Origin of the sequence: Streptomyces mashuensis (assembly GCF_014654785.1) — a bacterium.
Taxonomy (GTDB): domain Bacteria; phylum Actinomycetota; class Actinomycetes; order Streptomycetales; family Streptomycetaceae; genus Streptomyces; species Streptomyces mashuensis.
Map to the genome: position 1 here is coordinate 90,828 of NZ_BNBD01000010.1, position 18,669 is coordinate 109,496.

At 75.7% G+C, this 18,669-nt stretch carries 16 protein-coding genes and 1 riboswitch; of the genes, 13 read left to right on the forward strand and 3 right to left on the reverse strand.

Features of this window, described 5'->3' with window-relative positions:
- Positions 1 to 47 precede the first annotated feature (47 nt).
- The 3 genes from IE305_RS22605 to IE305_RS22615 are packed head-to-tail and all read left to right on the forward strand — an operon-like array spanning position 48 to position 3,573.
- Positions 48 to 527 carry a hypothetical protein gene (locus IE305_RS22605; RefSeq protein ID WP_190131521.1) on the forward strand — a complete coding sequence of 160 codons (480 nt, stop codon included), beginning with the start codon at positions 48 to 50 and terminating at the stop codon, positions 525 to 527.
- Positions 524 to 2,455 carry a GMC family oxidoreductase gene (locus IE305_RS22610; RefSeq protein ID WP_229891366.1) on the forward strand — a complete coding sequence of 644 codons (1,932 nt, stop codon included), beginning with the start codon at positions 524 to 526 and terminating at the stop codon, positions 2,453 to 2,455. The genes IE305_RS22605 and IE305_RS22610 overlap by 4 nt, the downstream gene beginning before the upstream one ends.
- Positions 2,452 to 3,573 carry a ferritin-like domain-containing protein gene (locus IE305_RS22615; RefSeq protein ID WP_190131522.1) on the forward strand — a complete coding sequence of 374 codons (1,122 nt, stop codon included), beginning with the start codon at positions 2,452 to 2,454 and terminating at the stop codon, positions 3,571 to 3,573. The genes IE305_RS22610 and IE305_RS22615 overlap by 4 nt, the downstream gene beginning before the upstream one ends.
- 17 nt (positions 3,574 to 3,590) lie before the next feature.
- On the opposite strand, the gene IE305_RS22620 is transcribed toward IE305_RS22615, so the two are convergent.
- The 3 genes from IE305_RS22620 to IE305_RS22630 all read right to left on the reverse strand — a co-directional run bounded on the left by IE305_RS22620 (position 3,591) and on the right by IE305_RS22630 (position 7,211).
- Positions 3,591 to 4,856 carry a DUF6777 domain-containing protein gene (locus IE305_RS22620; RefSeq protein ID WP_190131523.1) on the reverse strand — a complete coding sequence of 422 codons (1,266 nt, stop codon included), beginning with the start codon at positions 4,854 to 4,856 and terminating at the stop codon, positions 3,591 to 3,593.
- A 60-nt stretch (positions 4,857 to 4,916) separates the two neighbouring features.
- Entirely contained in the window at positions 4,917 to 6,455 is a 1,539-nt protein-coding gene (locus IE305_RS22625; RefSeq protein WP_190131524.1) for a serine/threonine-protein kinase, read from the reverse strand.
- Between the two features lie 177 nt (positions 6,456 to 6,632).
- On the reverse strand, positions 6,633 to 7,211 hold the full coding sequence (locus IE305_RS22630) for a histidine phosphatase family protein (protein WP_190131525.1): 579 nt from the start codon (positions 7,209 to 7,211) through the stop codon (positions 6,633 to 6,635).
- Positions 7,212 to 7,317: 106 nt separating this feature from the next.
- Positions 7,318 to 7,481, forward strand: a riboswitch (cobalamin riboswitch).
- 33 nt (positions 7,482 to 7,514) lie between these two features.
- Between IE305_RS22630 and IE305_RS22635 the strand changes: the two genes are divergently transcribed.
- The 10 genes from IE305_RS22635 to IE305_RS22680 all read left to right on the forward strand — a co-directional run bounded on the left by IE305_RS22635 (position 7,515) and on the right by IE305_RS22680 (position 18,662).
- The gene (locus tag IE305_RS22635; RefSeq protein WP_190131526.1) at positions 7,515 to 7,739 is read left to right on the forward strand and encodes a CbtB domain-containing protein; all 225 of its coding nucleotides are present in this window, start codon (positions 7,515 to 7,517) and stop codon (positions 7,737 to 7,739) included.
- 20 nt (positions 7,740 to 7,759) lie between these two features.
- Positions 7,760 to 8,551 carry a CbtA family protein gene (locus IE305_RS22640; RefSeq protein ID WP_268255946.1) on the forward strand — a complete coding sequence of 264 codons (792 nt, stop codon included), beginning with the start codon at positions 7,760 to 7,762 and terminating at the stop codon, positions 8,549 to 8,551.
- Positions 8,552 to 8,748: 197 nt separating this feature from the next.
- Complete coding sequence (locus IE305_RS22645) at positions 8,749 to 9,486, forward strand: 2OG-Fe dioxygenase family protein (protein ID WP_190131528.1); 738 nt, start codon at positions 8,749 to 8,751, stop codon at positions 9,484 to 9,486.
- Positions 9,483 to 10,007 (forward strand): SRPBCC family protein, encoded by a 525-nt coding sequence (locus tag IE305_RS22650; protein ID WP_190131529.1) that lies wholly within the window; start codon positions 9,483 to 9,485, stop codon positions 10,005 to 10,007. Before IE305_RS22645 ends, IE305_RS22650 begins: the two co-directional genes overlap by 4 nt.
- 60 nt (positions 10,008 to 10,067) lie before the next feature.
- Positions 10,068 to 11,000 (forward strand): NADP-dependent oxidoreductase, encoded by a 933-nt coding sequence (locus tag IE305_RS22655; RefSeq protein ID WP_190131530.1) that lies wholly within the window; start codon positions 10,068 to 10,070, stop codon positions 10,998 to 11,000.
- Positions 11,001 to 11,617: 617 nt separating this feature from the next.
- On the forward strand, positions 11,618 to 13,777 hold the full coding sequence (locus IE305_RS22660; protein ID WP_190131531.1) for a hypothetical protein: 2,160 nt from the start codon (positions 11,618 to 11,620) through the stop codon (positions 13,775 to 13,777).
- A gap of 61 nt (positions 13,778 to 13,838) precedes the next feature.
- Entirely contained in the window at positions 13,839 to 15,359 is a 1,521-nt protein-coding gene (gene pelF / locus IE305_RS22665) for a GT4 family glycosyltransferase PelF (protein ID WP_190131532.1), read from the forward strand.
- Complete coding sequence (locus IE305_RS22670) at positions 15,356 to 16,804, forward strand: hypothetical protein (RefSeq protein ID WP_190131533.1); 1,449 nt, start codon at positions 15,356 to 15,358, stop codon at positions 16,802 to 16,804. Before pelF ends, IE305_RS22670 begins: the two co-directional genes overlap by 4 nt.
- Positions 16,805 to 16,908: 104 nt before the next feature.
- A complete protein-coding gene (locus IE305_RS22675; protein WP_190131534.1) occupies positions 16,909 to 17,910 on the forward strand; it encodes a GDP-mannose 4,6-dehydratase in 1,002 nt (333 codons plus the stop codon).
- A gap of 38 nt (positions 17,911 to 17,948) precedes the next feature.
- Positions 17,949 to 18,662, forward strand: coding sequence for a sugar phosphate nucleotidyltransferase (locus tag IE305_RS22680; RefSeq protein WP_190131535.1), 714 nt, complete (start codon positions 17,949 to 17,951; stop codon positions 18,660 to 18,662).
- The last annotated feature ends 7 nt before the right edge of the window (positions 18,663 to 18,669 follow it).

Below are 18,669 nucleotides of genomic sequence, written 5' to 3' on the forward strand. Positions count from 1 at the left end.
GAGAAAAATCGAAGAGCGACCGTGTCACACCGACGGGGGGATCCGGAATGACACCTCGCCCCACCACGCCACCGGCCGAATGCGCCGGCTTCGTCGCCGTCTCCGTCCACCTCACCGGCTTCGACGAGTTCACGCTGCGCTCCACCGGCATGGTCCGGCTGTACCACGACACCACGATCGAACAAGTCGGCCGGGCCGCCGTGGGACGCTTCCTGGGCGACCTGGCCGCCGCCGGCGACGACCCCGGACGGATCACCGACCCCGTCTCCCTGGACATCGCCCGCGCCATCACCCACCTGTGGTACCTCGGCGTCTGGCCCCGGCTGGCCCGCGCCACCCACACCGCCCTCGGCCGCGAGACCGCCAACACCGCCTTCGTCGTCTCGCCGCAGGCCTGGAGCGAGGGGCTCGTCTGGCGGGCCCTGGGCGGCCACGCCCCGGGCGCCCGGCCACCCGGCTTCGGCACCTGGGCCGCGCCCCCACCGGCACCCCACCCCCGCCCGGCACCCAGCGGGGCCCGGCCGTGAGCGCCGTACCCCCGCCCCGGGAACGGCGGCACGACGTCATCGTGGTCGGCGCCGGAATGGCCGGCTCACTGATCGCCCGGCACCTCGGCGACCAGGGCTGGCGCGTCCTCGTCCTGGAGGCGGGCACCGACACCCTCAGCACGTGGGAGGGCCACCAGGAGGCCGTCGACACCTTCCACGCCGCGCTCTACAAGGTGCCCAACGCCCCCTACCGGCCGAACGCCGCGGCACCCTCGCCCGGCGTCGCCGACCTGGAGGGCCTGCCCACCGGCGGCTACCGCGCCCACGGCTACCTCCTCCAGCGCGGCCCCCTGCCGTACTCCAGCGACTACCTCCGCGCCAACGGCGGCACCGGCCTGCACTGGATGGGCCTGACCCCGCGCATGCACCCCGACGACTTCGCCGTCCGCACCACCTACGGCTACGGCCGCGACTGGCCCCTCGGCTACGACGACCTCGAACCCCACTACCGCGCCGCCGAACAGCAGCTCGGCGTGGCCGCCGACGCCGAGGAGCAGCGCGAGGCCGTCGGACTGCCCTTCCCGGAGGGCTACACGTACCCCATGGAGGCCGTCCCGCGCAGCCACCTCGACCACCTCCTCGCCGGCCGCCTCGACGGCACCGCCCTGCGCGAGGAGCCCGGCGCCCCCGCCGTCCCGCTGCGCGTCGTCACCACCCCGCACGCCCGCAACAGCACCCCCGACCCGCGGTACGACGACGGCCACGGCTACCGCCCCGCCGGCGCCGTCGGGCCGAACGCCTACGGCGAGCGCTGCGTCGGCAACGCCTCCTGCGTCCCCATCTGCCCCGCCCAGGCCAAGTACACGCCGCTGAAGACCCAGGCCGTCTGGGGCCCGCACGTCACCCTCGTCGCCCGCGCCGTCGTCAGCCGCGTCCTCGTGACCGGCGACGGACGCGTCACCGGCGTCGAGTACCAGCGGTACGAGGACCCCGCCGGCCCGGTCCACACCACCCACACCGCCGAGGCCGACGTCGTCGTCCTGGCCGCGCACGCCGTCGAGAACGCCAAACTGCTGCTCCACTCCCGGCTCGCCGGCAGCAGCGACCAGGTGGGCCGCAACCTCATGGACCACCCCACGCTCCTCACCTGGGCCCTGCTGGACCGGCCCACCGGCCCCTTCCGCGGCCCCGGCTCCACCTCCGGCCTGGAAGGCTTCCGCACCGGCCCGGCCCGCTCCGTGCGGGCGCCCTTCCGCGTCGAGATCGCCAACTGGGGGTGGGCCTGGCCCGCCGGCTCGCCCGCCGGCGACGTCGCCGAGCTCCTCGGCATCCCCGCCGACACCACCGCGCCCCGCCCCGGCCCCCTGTTCGGCCCGGCCCTGCGCCAGGCGCTGACCGGCCGTCTGGAGCGCCAGTTCAGCCTGCAGTTCGCCGTGGAGCAGGACGCCGAGAGCCGCAACCGCGTCACCCTCGACCCCCGGCACCGCGACCGCCTCGGCATCCCCCGCCCCGTCCTCACCTACGACCTCTCCGACCACGTCAAGCGCGGCCTGGCCGCCGCCCGGAACGTCTCCCGCGAGCTGTTCCGCCTGCTGGGCGCCGAGGACCACACCGCCTACGCCCCCGGCCCCCTGGCCCCCGGCCACTTCCGCTTCGACGGCGCCGACCTCGTCTTCCAGGGCGCCGGGCACGGCGCCGGCACCCACGTGATGGGCGACTCGCCGGGCACCTCCGTCGTCGACCCCTGGCAGCGGTGCTGGGACCACCCCAACCTCTACGCCGTCGGCTGCGGCAGCATGCCCTCCGTCGGCACCTCCAACCCCTCCCTCACCATGGCCGCCCTCACCCTGCGCAGCTGCGAGCAGATCCACCGCGACCTGATGGACCTGCACCGGCCGGTCACGCTGCGGCCCCACCCCGTCGACAAGGCGCCCGCCGCGTCCCGCCGCCCGGGAGGCCGGCCGTGACCACCGCACCCACCCCGGCCCGCCCCGCCGAACCGCCCTTCCGCGTCCCCCGCGACCGCGCCGACCTCCACCGCTTCCTCCAGGCCGCGCTCACCCTGGAACACCTGACCATCCCGCCCTACCTCACCGCCATGTACACGCTGCGGCCCGGCACCAACCGCACCGCGTTCCAGGTGATCCGCGGCGTCGTCGTGGAGGAGATGCTCCACATGACGCTCGTCGCCAACGTCCTCAACGCCGTCGGCGGCGAACCCAAGGTCGCCCACTCCCGCTTCGTCACGCCCTACCCCGCCCGGCTCCCGTACAGCCGCGACCACATCACCGTCGCCCTGCGCCACTTCGGGCCCGACGCCCTGCGGACCTTCCTCCTCGTCGAGCGGCCCGCCGGCATCGCCCGCCCCCCGGGCCACCCCTCCGTCGCGTCCGACACCGGCTGGACCTCGGTCGGCCAGTTCTACCGCACCATCGCCACCGGCCTCGCCGAGCTCACCGACCGGCTCGGCGAGCACGCCCTGTTCACCGGCGACCCGGCCCGCCAGGTCGGCCCCTCCGACTTCTACAACTCCGGCGGCGAGGTCTTCCCCGTGACCGGCCTCGACTCCGCCCTCACCGCCCTGCGCGTCATCACCGAACAGGGCGAGGGCGCCGACCACGCCGTCTACGACTCCGACGACCGCGTCTTCGGCGAGCACCGCCGGCCGGGCCACTACTTCCGCTTCAACGAGATCCTCCAGCAGCGCCGCTACGGCCCCTACGACACACCCGCCACCGGGCCCAACGGACCACCCCTCGACGTCAGCTGGGAGGACGCCCACCCCATCGACCCCGCCGGCACCCTCGCCGACTACCCGCCGGACAGTGAGGTGCGGGAGGCCGCCGACCGCTTCGACGAGACCTACGCGCGGCTGCTGTGCACCCTGGAGACCGCCTACACCGGCGAACCGGTGGTGCTGCGCGACTCCGTGCCCGCCATGCTGGAGCTGCGCGACCTCGCCGAGTGGATCTGCCGCAACCCGCACCCCGACCCGGCGCGGCGCGCCCTGGGGCTGCACGCCGCGCCCACCTACGAGATCACCGACGCCCACTTCGCCAGGGCGTGGTCCACGCTGCTGTCCTGAGCCGGTCCGGATACCGGTCAGGCCGCGCCGGAGGCCGCCGGTGGCGCTGCGGACCGGTGCGCCGGCGGCGCCGACGCCGCCGGCGGGTGCGCGGAGACCGCGTGCGTGGGCGGCACGGCGGCACCACCCGAGTGCGGCGGCTGCGTGTGCGGCGGCGCCCAAGGGGACTTGGGCGACGCGGGCGCCGCCGTGTGCGGGGCCGCCGAGGGCGCCCGCGACACGGTGCCGCCCCCGCCCGTGCCACTCCCGCCCGTGCCCCCGCCGCCCGTGGACGGGGCCGGCGGCTTCCGGGACGGCGGCCGGGAGGCCCCGCCGGTGCCCGGCCCGGACGGGGACCCCGCCGAGGGCCCGCCCGACGGCCCCCCGGACGCCCCGGCGGACCCGCCCGACGACGGCCCCGTCGGCGTACCCGACGACGACCCGTCACCCGGTCCCGGCGGCGAGCCGGACCCGGACGCCGGGCCGGACGCCGAGCCGGACGGCCCGCCCGACGGCGAGCCGGGCGACGCGGACGGCCGCGGTGCCTGCGGCGGCACCGGGTACGCCGGCGAGTCGTCGGACCCGGTGCTGCCGACACCGCGGTCGAAGCCCTTGTCCGTCCGGTACGGGTCCACGAGGGGGATCTTCTTCATCGGCCCCTCCTTCTCCGGCCGCGGCACCACCACGGTGACCTGCACCACCGCGAACCCGGACCAGCGCGAGCCCCGGTACGACGCCTGCGCGCGGTCGATGTCGTCCGGGGTGCCCAGCGGGTTGCCGCAGTTGCACTTGACCGCCGGCTGCCCGTACGCGTCGACGAGGACGGCGATGCCGGCCTGGAGCACCGAGTGGTAGGCGACGGTCTTCCCGCCGCCCTGGTAGTTGTGGTTCTTCACCAGCGTGTCGTGCAGCAGGATCACCGAGGTGAGCCCGTTGATGTGGGTGGACACCTGGTCGAAGGGGATGCCGCGCGCCTCGGCCCAGGCCATGGCCTTGACGCGGTCCGCCGTCAGCTCCCGGACGAGCTTCGCCTTGTCGCACTGGGTCGCCTGCCGCGTGCCGCCGAACGCGCCGCGCGCGTCCCCGGCCGTGGTTCCGTTCGTCGTCGCCACACCGGTCACGTCCTTCAGGTCCGCGTCCGGTGCCTTGAGGAACGGGCTGTCGGCCACCACGCCCGCGGCCTCGAGGGCGACGGGCGTGCCCTGCGAGCCCGATGAGCCGGATGACGAACACCCCGTCAGTGCCGCGCCGAGAATCAGCGCGGGTACGGCCGCCAGCGCGACGATCCGTCGTGTCCGTTGCACAGCGCACACCCCCGTGGGCCGTTCCGTCTGTCACGTCCTGTCACGTCGTCGCGCCGTTCCTCAGCAGGAGGTCACCCAGCCGCCCTGGCACGTGCCGGCGGGGCTGGGCGCTGTCGTGGCGTACCCGGGGCCCGACGTGGAGCCCGTGGCCGGGCCGCCCGTCGGCTCGGGCGTGGGTTCCGTCGTCGGTGCGTCCGTGGCGTCGCCGGTCGCGCTCGTGTCCGGCGTCGGGCCGGCCGTCGGCGTGGCGCCGCCACCCGTGCCCGCGCTCCCGTCGCCGCCGCGCAGCGCGACGATCGCCGCGGTGCCGCCGGCGATCAGAGCCAGCGTCAGGACGGCGGCCAGCACCCACCACAGGGCCGCCCGCCGCCCGTCCGTGCCGGGCCGGACCGGCAGCACCGGACCCGGCACCGGCCCGTACCCGGCGCCGGATCCGGACCCGGAGCCGGACCCCGTGCCGCCGGTACCGCCCGACCCCGGCCCCGGACCGTGGGCCGCCCCGGGCCCGGCCTGGCGCACCGGCTCACCCCACGACCCGGAGGTGCTCTGCCCACCGGTGGTGCCCACGGCACCGAAGACCGCGCCGGCGGACCCCGGGCCCGCGCCGGGCCCGGGCGGAGGCGGCAGCGGGCCGGGCAGGGGCCCCGGCAGCGGACCCGCCGGGGCCGTGGGGACGTACGTCGGCGTGGGCGCCTGGGTGAGGCGGCCGCTCGCCACCGCGTCCAGCAGGCGCTCGGCCTCCGCCGAGCCCATGCGGGCCTCCGGGTCCTTGCGCAGCAGCCCCTCCAGCACGGGCGTCAGCGGCCCGGCCCGCCGGGGCGGCGGCGGGTCCTCGTCGACCACGGCCCGCAAGGTGCTCAGCGGGTTCTCTCGGCGGAACGGCGAGACGCCCTCCACGGCCACGTACAGCAGCGCGCCCAGCGACCACAGGTCGGAGGGGATGCCCGGACGCCGGCCGGTCGCCCGCTCCGGGGCCAGATAGTCGGGCGAGCCGATCAGGTCGCCGGTGCGCGTGAGCGTGCCCGCGCCCTCCACCAGCGCGATGCCGAAGTCGGTGAGCACGACCCGGCCGCCCGCCTCCAGCAGCACGTTCGCCGGCTTCACGTCGCGGTGGAGCACGCCCGACGCGTGGGCCGCGCGCAGCCCGCCCAGGATCATCCCGCCGATCCTGGCGGCCTCCTTGGGCTCCAGCACCCCTTCGCGGGCCAGCACGTCGGCGAGCGACTCGCCGCGCACCAGCTCCATCACGATCCACGGGCGCCCCTGCTGTTCCACCACGTCGTGCACGGTGATGACACTGGGGTGGCTGATTCTCGCCGCCGCCCGTGCCTCCTGCTTCAGCCGTGCGTACAGCACCCGGACGTCGTCCTCGGCCATGGTCTCCGGCGCCCGGACCTCCTTGGCCGCCACCTCCCGGTCCAGCACCTCGTCCAGGGCCAGCCACACCACGCCCATGCCGCCGTGCCCCAGCCGGCGCAGGAGCCGGTACCGCCCGGCCACCAGGGGGCGCGGGCCCGTGGCGTCCCCGCCGTACCCGCCGGCCCCGTCGTCCCCGCCCGCGCCGCCGTACCTGCCGTTTCCCCCGTCACTGCCGCCCATGGCGTACGTCCCCCTTCGGGGCCGGCACCCGCGGTGCGCCGTGGGCGTCCGGACCACACTGGCTGGGACGTACCGGTGGCCGGGACCGTTCCCCACGGCGGGTAAAGGCCGTGTGAAGGCCCGGAAGGGTGAATTCCGGCCAAGATCGGATGCCGTGGAGCGTACCCCGCCGTCGCGTCAGGCCGCGCCCAGCGGCACGCCGCAGCGCAGGTTCCAGCGGCCGGCGCGGCCGCTGAGCTCCGTCAGGGTGAGCGGGGCGACGTCCAGGCGCCAGAACGCGGCCGGCGGGAGCCGCAGCGCGTGCACCACCGCCGCGCGGACCACCGCCGGGTCCGCCACCGCCAGCACGCGGCCGCCGTCGCCCACCGTCAGGCCGTCGAGCCACGCACCGACGCGGCCGGTCAGTTCCGTCACGCTCTCGCCGCCGTGCGGCGCGGCGTCCGGGTCCGCCAGCCAGGCGGCCAGCCCCTCCGCCTCGTGCGCGGCGACGTCGGCCAGCGCCCGGCCGCGCCAGCGGCCCGCATCGAGGTCCCGCAGCGCCGGCTCCGGCCCGGCGGCGGACAGGCCGAGCGCGGCGGCCGTCTCCCGGCAGCGCACGGACGGCGCGGTGACGACCCGTCCGGCCCCGGGCACGGACCCGGCCGCGGCCCGCGCCCGGGCGGCGCCCGCCGCGTCCAGCGGCGCGTCGTCGTCGAACCGCGCCTCCCGCAGCGCCTCCCCGCCCGCCGGCGAGATCAACATCACACGTACCGTCATGCTCCTCCGTCCTCCCCGGCCGGGGGCGCCCCGCGCCACGGGCCCATCCGACCACGGGCGTTGGCCCGGGGCGTACGCGGGGTGCACGCATCCGCACGCCCGTGGCGCAGTGATCCCCCAGGCGGTACCTTCACGTGGACATGACGACGGTGCAATCGGAAGCCGGTGCGAATCCGGCACGGTCGCGCCACTGTGAGCCGGCACTGCCCACGGAGCGATCCGCGGGCGGCGGCCGGTGAGTCAGACCCGGCACCGCCGTCGAGCACCAACGACCGGGACGCGTGTTCCCCAGGAGGTACTGCCATGGCCCAGTCGGCCGCACCCGCGACCAGCAACCCCGCCCTGCCGGAGGTCGCCCCCATCTCTCTCAAGGCGATCGCCCCGTGGGCGGTCTTCACCGGCATCCTGATGCTGGTCCTGCTCTACTTCGTCGGCGCGGAGCAGGGGGCCACCTCCCTCATCTCCGGCGAGGCCGTCCACGAGTGGGTCCACGACGGACGTCACCTGCTCGGCTTCCCCTGCCACTGATGCCGGGAGCAGCACGTCCTGTGAACGCCGCACCGCACAGCCCTCCCCCCGCCGCGTCCGTGCGGGCCCTCCTCGTCCGCGGCATGCTCGCCGGCCTCGCCGCCGGCGTGCTGGCGCTGATCACCGCCTATCTGATGGGCGAGCGCCACGTCGACGCCGCCATCGCCTTCGAGGAGGCCCACAGCCACGAGCACGGCGGTGAGGAGCTCGTCAGCCGCACGATGCAGGCCACCGGCGGCCTCGCCACCGGCGTCCTCGTCTACGGCGTCGCCCTCGGCGGCATCGCCGCGCTGGCCTACTGCGTGGCCCTGGGCCGCGTCGGCCGGTTCGGCCCGCGGGCCACCGCGGCCCTCACGGGCCTCGGCGGCTTCGTCGCCGTCTTCCTCGTCCCCTTCCTCAAGTACCCCGCCAACCCGCCCGCCGTGGGCGACCCCGACACCATCGGCCAGCGCACCGCCCTGTTCTTCCTGATGGTCGCGCTGAGCGTGCTGCTCTGCGTCGCGGCCGTCATCCTGGGCCGCCGCCTGGCCCCCCGCCTGGGCAACTGGTACGCCACCGTGGCGGCCGGCGCCGCCCTGGCGGTCGCCGTCGGGCTGGCCTTCGCCTTCCTCCCGTCCGGCGAGAACGTGCCCGAGGGCTTCCCGGCGACGCTGCTCTGGCAGTTCCGCCTCGACTCCCTGACCATCGAGTGCGTGCTGTGGACCGGGTACGCCCTGGTCTTCGGCGAACTGGCCGAACGGCTCCTGGCCCCCCGGGCCGTGACCGCCCCCGCCGCCCCGGCGGCCGGGAGCGCCACCACGCCCACGGGCTGAGCCAACGTCACCCCCCGCCGGCCCCCGGCGCCCCCGAACGGGCGCCGGGGGCCGGCGCGTTCCCCCACGCCTCCCCGTTGATCAACTGCCCGCCGGCACCGGTGCTGGACGTGCGCGAACCGGCGAGTACGGTAAGGGCGGAGCCCGCTCGGCCAGGGGCGTCACCAGTACGGGCACGACGGGGGAGCACGGGGGCCATGGAACGACGCACGACCGCACCGCCTTTCACCCACCACGACCCGGAGCTGCTCACCGCGGCCCTCGCGGAGCTGCCCGGCGCCGCGGTGCGGGCCTTCACCGACTCCTGGGACGACCTGCCGGCCGACAGCCACCTGGGCACCGCGGCGCCGTACCGCTTCCGCCGCTACGGCCGCTTCCGCCTCCTCGGTGCCGGCGGCACCGGCCCCACCGCCCTCGAACCCCTGCCGCACGCCCCGTTCTTCCAGGACCGGTCGGTGAACAAGGTGCACGGCGGCGTCCACCGCGTCTTCGCCCCGCTGGCGGAGACCGTGGCGGCCGGGCCCGCGCTGCGCACCGTCGTCCGCACCCTCCTGGACCACCTGCCCGGCCCCCGCGCCGGCATCGACACCTGCGGCGTCCACCAGATACGCGTGGTCGCCACCCCGGACGCCGAGGGCCACCCGGCCCCGGAGGGCGTGCACCGCGACGGCCACTGGTACGTGGCCCAGGTGCTGCTCCGCCGCGACGGCGTCCACGGCGCCGAGTCCCGCCTGTACGACCTGGACGAACGGCTGGTGCACCGGGCGACGCTCACCGCGCCGCTGGAGACCATCGTCCTGGACGACCGGCGCGTGCTGCACGGCGTGTCCCCGGTCCGCCCGGCCCCCGGTGCGCGCCGCGGCGTCCGCGACATGCTGCTCGTCGACTTCTTCCCGTCCGACCCCACCCACGACACCGACCCCGGAAGGGCATGACCGTGCGTTTCGAAGAAGGACTGACCCTCAGCGAGGAGATCCACCTCGCCGCCTCCCCCGCCGAGGTCTGGAAGCTGGTGACCGACATCGAGCTGCCCACCCGCTTCAGCCCCGAGCTGAAGCGCGTCGAGTGGCTCGACGGCGCCACGGAACCGGCGGTCGGCGCCCGCTTCGCCGGCCACAACGAGAACGAGCACGTCGGCGCCTGGGAGACCCACTCCCAGGTGGTCGGACTGGAGCACGAGCGGCGGTTCGCCTGGGCGATCTCCGTGCCGGACGGCCGCTACGGCGACAGCAGCCCCGAGGCGCCCATAGCCACCTGGTCGTTCGACCTCGTCCCCGAGGACGGCGGCACCCTCCTGCGGCAGACCGTCGTGATCGGCCCCGCCCGGTCCGGCGTCACCGTGGCCATCGAGCAGAACCCGGAGAGGGCCGAGCGGATCGCGGAGGGGCGTGTGGCCATGCTGCGCGGTGGCATGCGGGCGACGCTGGAGGGTGTCCGGGAGCTGGTATCCGGGTGAACTCGGCGGGCCCGGCCGGGAAAGTCCGGGAAATCACGGCCGGTGGATCATCGTGAGTGCATGACCACCACCAAGGCCATCGTGTTCGACGCCTTCGGCCCCGCCGAGGTGCTCCGCCTCACCGATGCCGACCTCCCCGTGCCCGGCCCCGGGGAGGTCCGCGTCGCCGTCCGCTGCGCGGGGGTCAACCCGCTCGACCACAAGATCCGCAGCGGCGCCATGGCCGGTGTCGTGCCGGTCGGACTGCCGCACGTGCCGGGCGTCGAGGCGTCGGGCGTCGTGGAGGCCGTGGGGGAGGGCGTCGCCGGCATCGCGGCGGGCGACGCCGTGCTGGGCCGCACGGTCACGGGCGCGTACGCCGAGCACGCGCTGGCCCGCGCCGACCAGCTGGTGGTCAAACCGCTGTCCCTGCCCTGGGAGGAGGCGGCGGCCCTGCCCGTGGCGGCCGAGACCGCCTGGCGGGTGATGGACCTGCTCGCCCTGCGCGAGGGCGAGACCCTGCTCGTGCACGGTGCGGCCGGGGGCGTGGGGACGCTCGCGGTGCAGTTCGCGCGGGCCCGGGGCGCCCGGGTCATCGGCACGGCGAGCACCTTCAACCACGAGTACCTGCGGGGCCTGGGCGCGGTGCCGGTGACGTACGGCGAGGGGCTGGCCGAACGGGTGCGGGCGGTGGCGCCCGACGGGGTGGACGCCGCCCTGGACGCGGTCGGCAAGGGCGACGCCGTCTGGGTCTCGGTGGAAGTGACCGGCGGTGCGGACCGCGTGGTGAGCATCGCCGACCCCGAGGGCGCCCGGCTGCACAAGGCCCGGTTCAGCTCCGGCGAGGTGCCGCCGCGCCCGGTGCCCGCCCTGGAGGCGGCCCTGGCCCTGCACGAGGCCGGCAGCCTCCAGCTGCCCATCCACCGGGTCTACCCGCTGAGCGAGGCGGCCGAGGCCCACCGGGCCAGCGAGCACGGCCACCTGACGGGGAAGATCGTCCTGGCCGTGGTCTGAGCGTCACCCGGTGCGGCTGCCCGGCCGTAACGCGATACACCGGGTACGGGCGGCATCGGCTGATACAGGAGGCATAACGGACGGCCTGCATCAGGCCGATCTCGGAGCAACCCATCGGCCCGTTCACCCGTCCGCGCAGCGGCCGCGGGAGCCGTCCCGGCAGGGCGGGGACGGGAGTTGCCACAGGTCACCCCAGGGGCGGCGGGAGGGGGTGCGGCTGCGGTCCGCCGCCGGTACCCGGAAGCAGGCCTATGACTTTCGGCCATGCCATGGCCAACACCCTCCGGCAACCTCTCCGGTGCGCCCCGCGCCGCGTTCAACCATGCCGCACTATATGGCTGAGCGGTCGGGGCGCAGCGATGCGTCCCGGAGCCGGGGCACCCGTGTGCCCGGCGCCGCGTCGAACGCGCGGCCCCGGCTCCGGCCGCGCGGCCCGGCACCGGGGCATCGGCGTCCCGGGCGGGCAGGGGGAGCGGTGCGCGGCCGGGTGGGGAGTCCGGCCGCCGGGGGCCGGCCCGGGGTTTCACTCATCGTGCGTGCGTGCCATGACCGGGCACCGCGCATTGTCTTGCGGACGCCGCGCACCCCACGCGTGGGCCGTCCTGGGGGGAGAAGGCATGGGGCACGGAAGACGCACGGTCGCGACCCTCGTCGCGGCCGTCCTGATGACGCTGGCGCTGCCGGCCGCGGTGGCGGGCGCCGCGGAGGCCGCCCCCCGCGTCGACCTGCGCGTCCTCGTCGTGGACGACGGCGGGCCGGCCGTGGAGGCCGTCCGCACGGAGCTGGAGACCGCCGGCACGCCCTACACCCGGGTCGACCTCGGGGACAGCGCGCGCCCGCGCGTCGACCAGGCGTTCCTGAGCGACACCGTCGACGGCCGGGCCCGGGCCCGGTACCAGGGCGTGGTGCTGCCCAACGACAACCCGTTCGGCACCGGCTCCCCGGAGATGGCCGCGCTCGCCGACTACGAGAAACGTTTCGGCATACGGCAGCTGGACGCCTACACCTACGCCCGTCCCGCCGTGGGCCTGAACACCGGCTGGTCCGGCACCCTGGACGGCACCGCGGCGCAGGTCACGGCCGCCGGCGCCACCGGCCCCTTCGGCTACCTGCGGAAGAACGTCCCGTTCGAGAACAACGACAGGAACGTCGGCGAGAGCTACGGACACCTCGCCACCCCGCTGGACCGGCAGGCGGACGGCGCCACGTTCACCCCGTACGTCGAGGCGCCCGTGCCCGGCACCGGCCGGCCCGGCTCGCTGATCGGCCAGTACACCCACGACGGCCGCAGCGAACTGGTCGTCACCTTCGTCTACAACCACTACCAGACCCAGTTCCGCCTGCTCGCGCGCGGCATGGTCGAGTGGCTCACCCAGGGCGTCCACCTCGGCGCCGCCCGCAACTACTTCGCGCTGCACGTCGACGACGTGTTCGCCTCCGACGACCGCTGGGACTCGCAGCTCAACTGCACCCCGGGCGACGTCGACTGCCCGCCGGGCAGCCCCGAGAACGACCCCATCCGGATGACCCCGGCCGACGCCCAGTACGCCCGCCAGTGGTCCCGCGACCACGGCCTCACCCTGGACCTGGCGTTCAACGGCGGCGGCAGCGAGTCCTACAAGGACGCCCACGCCGGCAGCGACCCGCTCGCCGCGCAGCTCCTGGCCGACCAGAACGCCTACCGGTGGATCAACCACACGTACAACCACCCCTTCCTGGGATGTGTCCAGGACACCTCCGTCGTGCCGTGGCGGTGCGCCACCGACGCGCAGGGCAACGTCCGGTGGACCGGCCGCGCACAGATCACCGCGCAGATCGAGGACAACCGCGCCTGGGCCGCCCGCAACCGGCTCGCCTCCGACAAGGAGGAACTGGTCACCGGTGAGCACTCGGGCCTGCGGACCCTGCCGCAACAGCCCACCGACAACCCCGAGCTGGCCCCCGCCCTCACGCAGACCGGCGTGACCTGGCTCGGCAGCGACACCTCGCGCGAGTACGACCAGCGCACGCTCGGCCCCTCGCTGACCGTGCCGCGCTACCCCATGAACGTCTTCTACAACGCCGGCAAGGCCGCCGAGCAGGTCGACGAGTACAACTGGATCTACACCCGCAAGGCCGACGGCGGCAGCGGCCTGTGCGAGAGCTCCGCCAACACCACCTGCCTGCCCGGCCCCCTCGCCCGTGACACCGGCTACACCGACTACATCGTGCCCCTGGAGAGCCGCATCGCCCTGGGTCACGCCCTGGCCAACGACCCGCGGCCGCACTTCATCCACCAGTCGAACCTCGCCGAGGAACGCATCGGCTACAAGCCGGTGGAGAAGCTCCTGGCCGACTACCGCGCCCTGTTCGCCGACAGCACGCCGCTGGTGAACCTGCGCATGCGCGACATCGGCGCCGAGCTGCACCGGCGCACCGCCTGGGCCGCGGCCGTGAAGGACGGCAAGGTCACCGCCCACCGCATCGGCGACCGCGTCACCGTCCAGGCACCCGCCGGTGTGGAGGCCGTCGCCACCCTGCCCACCGGCACGCTCCAGCTGCACGGCACCAGTGCCTCCGTGCCCTTCGGCGGCGCCTACGCCGGTGCCCGCTCCGGCTGGGCCGCGCCCGCCGCCGGCGAGACCGAGGTCGCCCTCCTCCTGCCCGGCACCACGCCCTCCGCCCGCGACCGCGCCGGCCGCGCCGCCCGGGTGCAGGCACCCGCCCCGGCCCTGCCGGTGCCCCCGGGCGTCAGCCGCCGCGTGCCCTACGGGCCCGGCGACACCGTACGACGCTGACCCGCACCGCCTCTTCCGTGCCCCCGCCCCGCACCCTCGTTTCCGGAGAGAACACACCTCAATGCACGGAACGCACGGGCCGTCAGCCCACCCGGTGTCCCCTGCCGTCCAGGTGACCCTGCTCACCGAGGGGACCTACCCGCACAGCCACGGAGGCGTCAGCGTCTGGTGCGACCAGCTCGTCCAGGGCATGCCCGACGTCGACTTCCGCGTCATCGCCGTCACCGGCACCGGCCGCGAGACGCCCGCCTGGACCCTGCCCGGCCACGTCCGGGACGTCACCACCCTGCCGCTGTGGGGCGCGCCGCCCGCCGGCCGCGTCCCGCGCGGCCGGGCCCTGCGCCGCTTCCTCACCGACTGGGAATGCTTCCTGCTGGCCCTGCTCGACCCCGAGCAGGAACACCACTTCCCGCCCGCCCTCTACCGGCTCGCCGACCACGCCACCGCCGGCACGCTCTTCCCGGCGCTGCGCGGCGAGCCCGCCGCCCGGCTGCTGGCCCGGCTGTGGAACCGGCCGCGGCTCGCCACCGCCGCCGCCCGGCCCACCCTGCACGACGCCCTGACCGCCACCGACCTGCTCGAACACGCCCTGCGCCCGCTCGCCGCACCACCACCCGCCGACGGCATCACCCACGCGGTCAGCGGCGGCCTGGCCACCCTTCCCGGCCTGGTCGCCCGGCACCGCCACGGCACGCCCTTCCTCCTCACCGAGCACGGCGTCTACCTCCGCGAGCGCTACCTCGGCTTCCGCGCCGAGCCGTACCGCTGGCCCGTCAAGGCGCTGATGCTCGGCCTCTTCCGGCAGCTCGCCGGTGAGGGCTACCGGCGGGCCGCGCTCGTCACGCCCGGCAACCGCTACAACCGCCGCTGGGAGGAGCACGGCGGCACCCCGCCCGACCGCATCCGCACGGTCTACAACGGCGTGGACCCCGCCGCGTTCCCGCCCGCCGGGCCCGAGCCCGCCACGCCCACCCTCAGCTGGGCCGGCCGCGTCGACCCCATCAAGGGCCTCGACACCCTCATCCGCGCCTTCGCCCTGGTCCGCGCCGAACTGCCCGATGCCCGGCTGCGCCTGTTCGGCGGCACCCCGCGCGGCGGCGAGGGCTACCGCACCGCCTGCGAGGACCTCGCCGCCTCGCTCGGCGTGGCCGACGCCGTCACCTTCGAGGGCCGCGTCGAGGACATCCGCGACGCCTACGCCGCCGGCAACGTCGTCATGCTCTCCAGCATCAGCGAGGGCTTCCCCTTCACCCTCATCGAGGCCATGTCCTGCGGCCGCGCCACTGTGTCCACCGACGTCGGCGGCGTCCGCGAGGCCGTCGGCGACACCGGCCTCGTCGTCCCGCCCCGGGACCCCGAGGCCATGGCCCGCGCCGCACTGGACCTGCTGCACGACGGCGAGCTGCGCGCCCGCATGGGCGAGGCCGCCCGGCTGCGCGTCGTCGAGCAGTTCACGCTGCGCCGGACCATCGACGCGTTCCGCGGCATCTACCACGAGCTCGCCCGGCCGGCGCTGCCCGTGCGCGACCCGCTGTCCCGTCCCGTGCCCGCCATGGCCCTGGCCGCGGGAGGCGTACGGTGAGCGGACTGCTGCGCCTCGTGCCGGACCACCCCGGTCCGGTCCACGACCTCGCCGCCCCCGCCCGGCCCCGGACCGGGCCCCGGTGGGCCGCCGACCCGGTGGACGAACTCGCCGCGGAGCTGGCCGGCGTGTGCGCCGCCGCCGTCCACCCCGACGAGATAGCCGCCGTCCTGGAGGCCGACGGGCTGACCGGCGAGCAGATCACCGAACGCTACGGGCGCGCCGACGCCTTCGCGCTGGCCGCCGAGCTCTTCGACCGGGTGCCGCGCGCCCACCCCGAACCCCCGCCCGTGCCCGACCCGTGGCAGGTGCGGCCCGGCCGGTTCGCGCTGCGCTCGCTGGTCTTCACCCTGCCCGGCCTGGGCTACGCCCTCGCCGCGCCGCTCCTCGCCGGCCCGCCCGGCGCCCACGGGCTGCCCGTCGGCACCGGCGCGCTGGTGGCCTCGGCGGTGACGGCCTGGACGTGGAACCAGGCGCTCGCGCACCGCGCCTACGTCCGCCTGGCCGCCGGCGGCCGCCGGGCCGCCGCCCGCTGCCTGGCCGTGGGCGCCCCGCTCGGCGCGCTCGTGGCCACCGGCGCGGCCCTGGCCCTGCCGTCCGTTCCGCCCGGCGTGGCCGCCTTCGCCGCCGGGCAGGCGCTCTACCTGGCCGCCGCCACCGCCCTGCTGGTGCTCGGTCACGAACGGCTGCTGCTGCTCGCCCTCGTGCCCACCGCCGCCGGCGGAGCCGCCGCGCACGCGGTGCCGCTGCCGGCGGCGGCCGGCCCCGTCCTGCTGCTCGCCACGGAGGCCGGCGCGCTCTTCGCCGCCGGCTACGCGGTCCTGCGCACCCGGCGCGAGACCCCGCCACCGTCCGGGCCGCTGCCACCGCTGACCGCGTCCCTGCCGTACGGCCTGTTCGGCCTGGGCTGCGCGGGGCTGACCACCGTCGCGGCCCTCGGCGACGCCGTCACCGGCCGCGGCACCGGCGGCTGCGCGGCGTCCGTCCTCGCGCTCACCCTCAGCATGGGCGCCGCCGAATGGCTGCTGTACCGCGTCCGCAGCCGCTCCCTGGCGGCGCTGGGCGCCTCCGTCACCACCGGCGGGCTGCTGCTCCGGGCGGCCGGCGTGCTCGCCGCCGCCCTCACCGGCTATCTCGTCCTGCTCGCCGCCCTCGCCCTGGCGGCCGGTGTCCTGTGGCCCCCGGGCCCCGGCCCCCTGGCCCCGCGGCTGGTGGCGCTGCTCGCCCTGGGCGCCGTGCTGTGGGCCGGTCTGCTGCTCCAGGCGTACGGCGTCGCCTGGCTGCCCGCGCTGCTGTGCGCCGCCGCGGCCGGCACCGAGACCACCGTCCTGTTCCTGGGCGCCGCGTCACCCCTCACCGCCCAGGCCATGACCTGTACCGGCGCGGCGGCCGCGCTGCTGGCCGCCGCCACCGTCCTGCTCGGACGGCTCACCACGCACCGCTGACCTTCTCTTTCCTGCTCCTTCCTGCACCGCCGCGGAACAGCGCCACCGCCGCACCACCGTCCCCGCACGGCACCACCACGCCCTCTCCCAAGAAGGAGACCCGCATGACCGACCGCCCGCTCGTCGCCGTCACCGGCGCCGAGGGATTCATCGGCTCCCACCTCACCGAGGCGCTCGTCGCCGACGGCCACCGCGTCCGCGCGATGGTGCAGTACAACTCCTTCTCCTCCTTCGGCTGGCTGGAGGACCTGCCGCCGGAGGTCATGGAACACGTCGAGGTCGTCCTCGGCGACGTCCGCGACCCCGGCTCCGTGCAGGGCCTGGTCACCGGCGCCGAGACCGTGTACCACCTGGCCGCGCTCATCGCGATCCCGTACTCCTACCGCGCCCCGCACAGCTACGTGGAGACCAACGTCACCGGCACCCTCAACGTCCTGGAGGCCGTCCGCCACCTCGGTGTGCCGCGCCTGGTCCACACCTCCACCAGCGAGACGTACGGCACCGCGCAGACCGTGCCCATCACCGAGGACCACCCCATCAACACCCAGTCGCCCTACGCCGCCTCCAAGGCCGGCGGCGACCGCCTCGCCGACAGCTACCACGCCAGCTTCGGCCTCCCCGTCGTCACCCTCCGTCCCTTCAACACCTTCGGCCCCCGGCAGTCCATGCGCGCCGTCATCCCCACCGTCATCGGCCAGATCGCCGCCGGACAACAGGTCATCACCCTCGGCGACCTGCGCCCCACCCGCGACTTCAGCTACGTCGCGGACACGGTGGCCGCCTTCCGCGCCGTGGGCACCGCACCCGCCGACGCCGTCCTCGGCCGCACCTTCAACTCCGGCACCGGCGAGGAGATCTCCGTCGGCGACCTGGTGGGCCTCATCGCCAAGATCATGGACGCCGACGTCGAGGTCCGGCCGGACCCCGCCCGCGTCCGCCCCGCCGACTCCGAGGTCATGCGGCTGGTCTGCGACTCCTCCCGGCTGCGCGCCGCCACCGGCTGGGCCCCCGCCCACACCCTGGAGGAGGGCCTGCGCCGCACCGTCGCCTTCTTCCGCGCCCCGGAGAACCTCGCCCGCTACAAGACCGGCATCTACAACGTCTGACCGCGCCCCCCGTCACCCAGCAGAGAGGACCCGCAGCCATGCACGCAGTCATCCTCGCCGGAGGCAAGGGCGTCCGGCTCCGCCCCTACACCACCGCCCTGCCCAAGCCGCTGGTGCCCATCGGCGACCAGCACGCCATCCTCGAGATCGTCATGCGCCAGCTCGCCGGCGCCGGCTTCACCTCCTGCACCCTGGCCATCGGCCACCTCGGCCACATCATCCGCGCCTACGTCGGCGACGGCTCCCAATGGGGGCTGAGAGTCGACTACACCACCGAGGACAGCCCGCTGGGCACCATGGGCCCGCTGCTCACCATGACCGGCCGGCTCCCCGAGCACTTCCTCGTCATGAACGGCGACATCCTCACCGACCTCGACTTCGGCGACGTGCTGCGCGCCCACGTCGCCTCCGCCGCCCCGCTGACCATCGCCACCTACGCCCGCAAGGTCCACATCGACTTCGGCGTGCTCACCACCGACTCCGGCCGCGTCGTCGGCTTCGCCGAGAAGCCCAGCATGGACTACCGCGTCTCCATGGGCGTCTACGGCGTCACCCGCACCGCCCTCGACCGCTACACGCCCGGCCTCCCGCTCGGCTTCGACGAGCTCGTCCTCGACCTGCTGGACGCCGGCACCCCGCCCAACGCCTACGAGTTCGAGGGGTACTGGCTCGACATCGGGCGCCCCGACGACTACGACCGGGCCAACGCCGAGTTCCCCGTCCACCGCGACCTCCTCATCAAGGGAGCGTGACCGGTAC

What these genes read in the sequence shown, in the direction of transcription:
- IE305_RS22650 (WP_190131529.1), top strand. Translation starts at nt 9,483, where the DNA reads ATGACCGTGCGTTTCGAAGAAGGACTGACCCTCAGCGAGGAGATCCAC.
- IE305_RS22645 (WP_190131528.1), top strand. Translation starts at nt 8,749, where the DNA reads ATGGAACGACGCACGACCGCACCGCCTTTCACCCACCACGACCCGGAG.
- IE305_RS22605 (WP_190131521.1), top strand. Translation starts at nt 48, where the DNA reads ATGACACCTCGCCCCACCACGCCACCGGCCGAATGCGCCGGCTTCGTC.
- IE305_RS22630 (WP_190131525.1), bottom strand. Translation starts at nt 7,211, where the DNA reads ATGACGGTACGTGTGATGTTGATCTCGCCGGCGGGCGGGGAGGCGCTG.
- IE305_RS22680 (WP_190131535.1), top strand. Translation starts at nt 17,949, where the DNA reads ATGCACGCAGTCATCCTCGCCGGAGGCAAGGGCGTCCGGCTCCGCCCC.
- IE305_RS22625 (WP_190131524.1), bottom strand. Translation starts at nt 6,455, where the DNA reads ATGGGCGGCAGTGACGGGGGAAACGGCAGGTACGGCGGCGCGGGCGGG.
- IE305_RS22655 (WP_190131530.1), top strand. Translation starts at nt 10,068, where the DNA reads ATGACCACCACCAAGGCCATCGTGTTCGACGCCTTCGGCCCCGCCGAG.
- pelF (WP_190131532.1), top strand. Translation starts at nt 13,839, where the DNA reads ATGCACGGAACGCACGGGCCGTCAGCCCACCCGGTGTCCCCTGCCGTC.
- IE305_RS22635 (WP_190131526.1), top strand. Translation starts at nt 7,515, where the DNA reads ATGGCCCAGTCGGCCGCACCCGCGACCAGCAACCCCGCCCTGCCGGAG.
- IE305_RS22675 (WP_190131534.1), top strand. Translation starts at nt 16,909, where the DNA reads ATGACCGACCGCCCGCTCGTCGCCGTCACCGGCGCCGAGGGATTCATC.
- IE305_RS22660 (WP_190131531.1), top strand. Translation starts at nt 11,618, where the DNA reads ATGGGGCACGGAAGACGCACGGTCGCGACCCTCGTCGCGGCCGTCCTG.